3 protein-coding genes are annotated in these 7,522 nt (G+C 76.2%); 1 reads left to right on the top strand and 2 read right to left on the bottom strand.

Translation table 11 applies throughout. The annotated features are described in order from the left end of the window. Positions 1-64: 64 nt before the first annotated feature. Entirely contained in the window at positions 65-2,998 is a 2,934-nt protein-coding gene (locus ACFXA3_RS28905; RefSeq protein WP_385191446.1) for a helix-turn-helix transcriptional regulator, read from the bottom strand. A 119-nt stretch (positions 2,999-3,117) separates the two neighbouring features. Then, positions 3,118-6,696, bottom strand: a complete 3,579-nt coding sequence (locus ACFXA3_RS28900) for a type 2 lanthipeptide synthetase LanM family protein (protein WP_385191444.1) — start codon at positions 6,694-6,696, stop codon at positions 3,118-3,120. Positions 6,697-7,017: 321 nt separating this feature from the next. Between ACFXA3_RS28900 and ACFXA3_RS28895 the strand changes: the two genes are divergently transcribed. Further along, on the top strand, positions 7,018-7,522 hold a 505-nt coding region (locus ACFXA3_RS28895; protein WP_385191443.1), incomplete at its 3' end, for a hypothetical protein.

Here is a 7,522-nt window from a genome sequence, read left to right as displayed (position 1 = left end):
GCCCCCGGGCCCCCCCCCCCCCGGGGGGGGGGGGGGCGCCCCCCCCCCCCCCGGGGCCGGTGCCTCAGGGCGCCGACGCGGCCAGGGACGCGGACAGCTCGCACAGGGCGGCGCGGTTGGTGCGGCCCGTCTTCGTGCCGAGGGCGGCGATGTGCTTCTCGACCGTACGCGGCGAGATGTACAGGCGGTCGGCGATGTCCTTGTTGCCCAGGCGTTCCGCCAGGAGCCGGAAGACCTCGTACTCGCGGACCGTGACGCCCTGGGCGCGCAGCACGTCCGGGATGGTGCTCGAACCCGAACGGCGCTGCTGCACCGGGGCTCCCATGCGGCGCAGGGCCGCCCGGCAGGCGCCCGCGACCGCGGCCACGCCGCCCTGGTGGAAGTGCTCCTCGGCACGGCGCAGCCAGGCCACGGGCTCGCCCCAGCCGTCCTCGTGGGCGGCCTCGGCGATCAGCCGCAGGCCCAGGTGGAGCGCGGTCGCGTACGGGGCGGCGGCGCGCAGCGCCTCGGCCACGGCGGCCGCGGCCTCTTCGGGGCGGCGTTCGCGGCCCAGCAGGACGGCGCCGGCGAACAGGACGAACTGCCGGTTCCAGCGCATCCGGCCGGGTGCGGTGGCCGCGATCTCCTCGTAGGCGGGGCGGTCGGCCGCCCCCGAGAGCACGTCGAGGAGCAGGCCGATGCCGTACCGCCCGCTGAGGTAGTACGTGCTGGGATTGGTGTCCTCCAGGTCGGCGACGGCGCGCAGCTCGCGGACGGCGCCGGGCCGGTCCTCCTCGGTCAGCGCGCAGAAGGCCCGGGCCAGGCCGCGGGTCAGCGGTTCCTCCTGGGAGCCGGCCCCGTCCCAGTCGGCGAACGCGGCGAGGGCGCTCTCCATGGCGGGCCGGTCGCCGCGGTGGGCGGCCAGCGCCGCCCGGGCCATCAGGACGTACCGGGTGGCCGGGGCCAGCCGCAGGCGCTGTACGACGGCCAGGCACTCCTCGGCGGACTGCTGCGCGGCGGTGAACTCGGCCCGCAGGACGGCGTCCAGGATCATGATGCCGTCGATGGTGTAGACGATGGTGGCCGAGCCGAGCCGCTGGGCTTCGCTCCGGGCGGCCAGCAGCGGGGCGGTGGCGCCCTCGGTGAGCCAGTAGTTGCCGCCGATCCGGGTGAGCGCGTACATGCGCTGGAGCGGCAGCTGGTGCTGTTCGGCGGTCTGCAGGGCCGATTCCAGCAGGGCGGTGGCCTCGTCGAAGTCCCGTTCGCGGGCGAGGGTGGCGAGGAGTTCCAGGGCCTGGCAGGCGACGGTGGCCAGGCCGTGGCGCTGGGCCGCCTGGAGCGCGGAGTGGGCGAGTTTCTCGGCCAGCTGGGTGCGGTCGGGGCCCGGGGTGTCGAGGGCGAGGTAGGCCGCGGTCACGTCGGTGGAGGCGGCGCAGCCCTCGTCGGGGTGGGCGGCCAGGAGCGATCTGGCCTGGGCTATCTGTCTGTTGCCGTCCTCCCAGCGGCCCGCGGTGTGGGCGACCTTGGCCAGCCGGGTGTGCAGGGCGGCGAGCCGGCCGGCGCTCAGGCCGCTGCCGCCGAGGGTGTGCAGGTTCTCCGCGAACCCGAAGGCGCGGGCGAAGTCGCCGGCTTCGGCGAGCGCGGGCAGCAGGGCTTCCAGGGCGTCGCTGCGTCCGGCGGGGTCCTGGCTGGCGGCGAGCAGCCGTTCGGCGCGGCTGAGCAGGGTGATCGCGGAGCCGATCGCGCCGGCCGCCAGGGCGCGCAGGCCGGCGTCGGTGAACAGCCGGCCGGCCTCGGCGTCGTCGCCCGCCTGCGAGCGCAGTTCCGCGACCAGGGGGCACCAGTCGCCTTCGAGGTCCGGGTACAGCGCCTGGACCGCGTCCGCGGCGCGGCCGGCCATCGCCGCCCGGTTGCCGGGCGTGAGCTGGGTGAGCAGGGCCTCGGCGGTGAGCGAGTGGCGGAACGCGTACCAGTCGGGGGCGGGTTCGTCGGGGACGACGAGCTGGGCCGCGACGCCGGCGTGCAGGTGGCTGAGGAGTCCGCGGTCGTCGATGCCGGTCATCCGCTGGAGCACGGTCAGCGGGAAGCGGCGGCCGATCACGGCGGCCGCGGAGAGCAGGGTCAGCCCCTGCGGGCCGAGCCGGTCGATGCGGCGCAGGATCCCGCGGGCGAGGGCGGTCGACACGTCGCTGCGCAGGTCGCCGACGACGCGCCAGCCGTCCTCGAAGCGGACGAGGGCGCCGCTGCCGATCATCCCCTGGAGCAGTTCCTCGACGAGGAAGGGGCTGCCGGCGCTGTCGTCCCAGAGCCGGTCCAGGGCCGCCTGCGGGACGCGCTCGGGTTCGGTGTCCAGCTGGGCGGCGATGACGGCGCCGACCTCGGGGCGGGTGAGCGGGGCGAGTTCCAGTACGGTCCCCACGCCGCGCCGGCGGGCCGAGTCGGCCATGTCGAGCGCGTCGCAGGGCTCCGTACGGATGGTGGCCAGGAGCACGACGTTGGTGTACTCCAGGTTGTCCACGAGGTATTCGACGACCGCGAGCGTCTCGGGGTCGGCGTCGTGCAGGTCCTCCAGCAGCAGGAGCTGGCCGTGTTCCCGGCCGGTGGCGATGAGCAGCCGCAGGACGGCCTCGCCGAGGATGACCATGGAGCTGTTGTTCTGGGCGTCGCTGCTCCAGTCCGGGATGATCCTGCCGAGCGCGGGCCGGTAGGGGCCCAGCGGCAGGTCGTCCAGGGAGGTGCCGTCGAGCGGGCCGCTGCGGAAGAGCGACATCAGAGCTTCGGTGAGTGGCCGGAAAGGGATGGTGGGGCCGGTGGTGCTGCTGCGGCCCCGCAGGGCGCGCATGCCCATGCCGAAGGCCATGCCCACCGCTTCGGCGGCGAGCCTGGACTTTCCGATTCCGGCCTCACCGACCAGGAAGACGACACCGCCGCCGCGTCCTTCGCCCGCGTCGGTCAGTGCCTGCTTGATCTCCCGCAGTTGCGGGTCACGACCGACGATGTACCGCGAACGGGAACGCATGTCCGCAATCTAGTTCATGCGAACGGCCGATTGTGCGACGAAAGTTGGCCGTTTCGAACAAAGGCGGAGTGGAGATCCGGGAGAGATCCGGAGAAGATCGGACACGGACCTCCGGCGGACTACCAGGTGACGTTCGGGGCCGACACGCTGGTGTCGATCGAGCTCAGGGTGATGACGATGCCGCTGGTGAGCACCACACCGGCCAGAGCACGGGCCCGGGCGCACGCCTTGTTCCGTCCCGACAGGGTGATCCCGCCGGCCGGGTCCGCGGTCCGCGCCTCGGCCGCGGCGGTGGCGGCGGCCTCGTCGGCGGCGGTGACGGACTGGGCGTTGACCTGGGGCTTCTGCATGGTGATGAGTACCTTTCTCGTGACCTGATGGGGAGTGGTGCTCAGTGCTGAAGTGCTAGGCGCCGGGGTGCACGGCGGGTTCGAGGAGCAGGACGGACGGGACGGCCTCCGGGAAGCCCAGCCTGAGCAGGGCGTATCCGATGCCGGAGAGTCCGGTGAGGAAACCGGGGGACGGTACGTGGTCGGGGGTGCCGCAGCGGTGGCCGTGATCCTCGAGTCGGCCGAGAATCTCCCCGGCGCGGCGGCCGAGGGCGGTCCGGGTGGGGGGGTGCCCCCGCGGGGCCCGTGAACATCGTGGCGCCCGATAATCGCCCGGGCGGGGCGGCCGCGGGCGGTCCGGGCCCCTTCGTGGCCCTGCCCGGCGAGGACGCCGCGCGGTTCCAGGGGGCCGAGGGCGCCGCGGTGCAGGCCGAGGTCGGGTGATTCGGAGGGTGCGCCCAGCAGGACGGCGCACCGGTCGAGTGCCGCCGTGGGAACCGGCTGTCCGGCGGCGCCGAGCGCGTCGGCGGCGGCCAGCGCGGTGCCCGCGAGGCCCGTGTGCCAGCCGAGGTCGGCGGGGCGGAGCAGGGCCGCGTCCAGCGCCGGCCGCAGGAGCGCGGCACCGGTGCGGGCGTACGCGGCCCCCGGCTGCCCCGCCTCCTCGCGGGCGGCGGCGTGGCGCAGCAGGGCCCAGCCGATGCCGGCGTCGCCGTCGGCGAAGCCGGGGGCCGCCGGGGGCCGTTCGGCCAGGTGCTTCTCGGCCCGGACCAGCAGCCGGTCGGCGAGCCGCCGGGCGGTCCCGTCGGCCGGCGCCCCGTACGTGCGCTGCGCCGCGACCGCGGCGGCCAGGGCCCCGGCGAGGCCGTCGGCCAGACCGGCCGGTCCTTCGGTGCCGTCCTCGGCATCGGCGTCGGCGGCGCGTTCCAGGGCGGCGAGCGCGTCGGGCAGGCAGTCTCCCAGGCCCTCGCCGAGCAGCGGGGCCAGCCGGGCCGCCGTGTAGACGATGCCGCCGAGCCCGTGCAGGGCGCCGGGTCCCACCGCGGCCGCCAGCCCGGGGTCGTGGGCCAGTGCGGCCAGCAGCGCGGGCAGCGGCCGTACGGCCTGCCGGGCGAGCGCGGTGTACCGCTCGGCGCCGGTCAGGGCACCGAGCTGGGCCAGGAAGAGCGCCACTCCGCAGTAGCCCTGGGCGAGCCCGCCGCCCATCGGCAGGACGGCCCAGTGGTCGCCGGACACCTGTTCCAGGCCGAGCCAGTTGACGCGTCCGCCGCCGTGCACGGCCCGTGCGGAGATCTCGTCGGCGATCCCGCAGGCCGCGGCCAGCAGCCGGGAGGGCTCGGGCACGACGGCCGGCGCGGCCGGCCCGGCCAGGGTGGAACGGGGGCCGCCGACGCTGAGGTTGGCCCCGGTGACGGCGAGCGTCGCCGAGATGATCCACTCCTGGTCGTGGCGGTCCACCTCCCCCATGGCGGCGATCTTGGCGCGGGCGGCGCTCAGGCTCGGGGCCGGCAGGACGGCGTCGAGGCGGGTGCCCCGGGAGGTCTTCAGCGCGGTGTCCGCGGGGTGGTGGAAGAAGAGCGGCACGTCCCCGGACCACAGGTCGGCGATCTCGTCCTCGATGAGCCGCCGGCGGGCCGGGTCGTGCTCGGACTCGGCCCAGAGCACGGCGAGTACGGTGTCGCGGGTCAGGGCGTCGTGCAGCAGGTCGGGATGGGTGGACTCGTCCAGCAGGGTCGTGTAGAGGCGGGTCGAGCGGGCGATCAGGCGCCCGGGGCTGGTGGCCCAGCGGGCCAGCAGCCCGCCGTCGCCACTCTCGCTGCTCTCGCTGCTCTCGCCACTCTCGCCGCCGAGGAGTTCGGCCCGGTGCTCGGCGATCGCGTCGTACCCGGCCCGGAACCCTTCCAGCAGCGCCGCCCGGTGGTCGGCGTGGCCGGCGGCGCGGCCCTGCGGCGCCGGCCGGTTCTGCCCGGCCGCGCTGGCCACCGGGCCGCGCAGCAGCCGCATCCCGTCCGTACCGGCGGCCTCCCAGCGCAGCCCGTCGCTGGGGTACGAGCCGCCGTCCCCGCCGCCGAGCGCCGAGATGTCCATGGCGCCGTTCTCGCCGATCAGCAGGCTCGGCAGCAGGCAGGTGCGGTACACCGAGGAGGCCAGGGCGTCCGCGGCCGGGTCGCTCCCGCAGGTCACGGCCGCCGGCAGTCCGGAGTGCAGCAGGGTCTCGGCGTCCACGAGCACCGGCTGGTCACCGCAGGCGATGACGTTCTCGTAGTGCATGTCCACGCCGTCGACGGCGTAGAGCAGGGCGAGCAGGGCGCCCTGGCGCCGGTAGAACCGGTCGAGTTCGGTGGGCGAGCCGCACCAGCCGTGCTCGATGAACTCCAGCCAGCCGTACCCGTCGCCGCGCACCGAGCGCGGGGTCCGCAGGCCCAGGCCCGCGACCTTCTCGTTGGTCCAGCCGACGACCCGGTCCAGCAGCAGGTGCTGGTCCAGCGGGCGGGGCTTGTACACGACGCTCGCGCCGCCGGCGAAGCGCAGCAGCGCCACGGACCGGTTGCCCTGGTGGACGTCACCGCGGCCGAGGTCGATGCGTACGAGGGCGCCGGGGTCGGTGCCGTCCAGCAGTGCGGCGACGATCTCCGCCCGGTCGGCGGCGAACCGGTCCAGCAGCTCCACCGTGGCCGAGGCCGCGTGGCCGCAGGCCTGGCCCAGCATCCGGGCCAGCACCGGGTAGCGGGTGAAGAGCTCGGCGAGGCCCTGCCGGGTGGCGAGCCGGGCGGTGAAGGCCGCGAACCGCTCCCGCGGGGTCTCCCCCGCCAGCAGGCCTTCCGTACGGGCCCGGTGGAGTTCGCGGACCAGGGTGCGGGCGGACTGGCGGACCAGCCGGTCGCCGAGCCGCTCCTCGAACGCGGCCCGCACCACGGCGAGTTCGCCCGGGGGCAGGTCGAGGTCCGCGGCGGTCTGCGCCCAGGCGGAGTCGATCAGGGGGCGCAGGGCGGGCAGGAACGCCGCGGCGCCGTCCGCGTCCGCCGCCGGGGGCACGGGGCGGCCGGGCCGTGCGGGGGCCGCCGCCACGATCTGCTCGACGGCGCGAACCCACCGGGGCGCGGCCGTACGGGCGGCCAGCCGGCCGGGGGCCTCCGCCGCGAGGGCGTACGCCGTTTCCTCGGTGGTTCCCAGGCTCGCCAGCCGGGCCGCGAAGCCGTCCGTGTCCCCCAGGGACCACGCAGCCGGTCGGCTGTGGGGGGCGTCGGCCAGCGCGGGTACCGGGGCACCCGGGGCGGCGAGCCGCTCCCGCAGGTTCAGGGCCCGGGCCCACCAGGAGGGGGCCAGGCCGCCGACCTGGGTTTCTTCGGCGGTGGTGGCGGTGTCAGTCACAGGAGAAAACTCGCAGAGGACGGGGGCCGCGCACATGGGGGCCGATCCCCCATATTCCGCGGAGCCGCCCCCATGGGCCCCGGGGGCCTGCCGTACGGGGTGGTGCGGGGGCCGTCGGCGGGGCCCGTGGCGTACGGGTTCCGGCAGGTCGTGGGCGTCCCGGAGGGCTCGCTGCGCAGGGACCGTGCCTGCGGGGGCCGTCCTTCGCAAATGTGGGGGCCGTCGCCCGATGCCGCCCCCGGTCCGCGACCGGCAGCCTGTGTCCAGTGCCCCTTCCGCCCGTCCGGCACCCCGGCCGGCGGATGATCATCGGAGGACCTGGTGGGAGTACCCGTCCCTGTCGACGTCGTCGCGTTCGACCCCGTGCTGGAAGCCGGAACCAAGAGCACCCTGTTCGCCTGCCCCGAGGTGTCCCTGACGGCCCCGGGCGGCGCTCCGCGGGTGGTGGTGATGACCGTGGACCAGGTCGGCCGGCCCGAGCTCGACGTCCTGCGCACCGTCCGCGACACCCCGGCCCGCCCCGATGTGGTGCTGGTGGCGGGCGAGTTGGCGCCCGACGGCGCCCTGCACGCCATAGCGGCCGGCGCCCGCGGGCTGCTGCGCCGCCGCGAGGCGGACGTCGCCCGGCTCTCGCGCGCCGTACTGGCCGCCTCCCGCGGCGACTGCACCCTGCCGCCGGACCTCCTGGACCGGCTGCTGGAGCGCTCCGGCGCCGGCGGCCGGCCGGCCGGCGGGCCCGGCGGGGGCGCCGGCGCCCCCGCGCCCCCGGGGGGGCGCGCCCCCCGGCCCCCCGCGCCGCGTAAACACAGACAAAACCGCCGCCCCG

The organism is Streptomyces sp. NPDC059456 (assembly GCF_042750055.1).
In the GTDB taxonomy this organism is placed as follows: domain Bacteria; phylum Actinomycetota; class Actinomycetes; order Streptomycetales; family Streptomycetaceae; genus Streptomyces.
This window is presented reverse-complemented; position numbering and strand designations above follow the sequence as displayed.

Excerpts from the sequence above, each read along its gene's own strand:
- ACFXA3_RS28905 (WP_385191446.1), bottom strand. The coding sequence starts at position 2,998 with ATGCGTTCCCGTTCGCGGTACATCGTCGGTCGTGACCCGCAACTGCGG.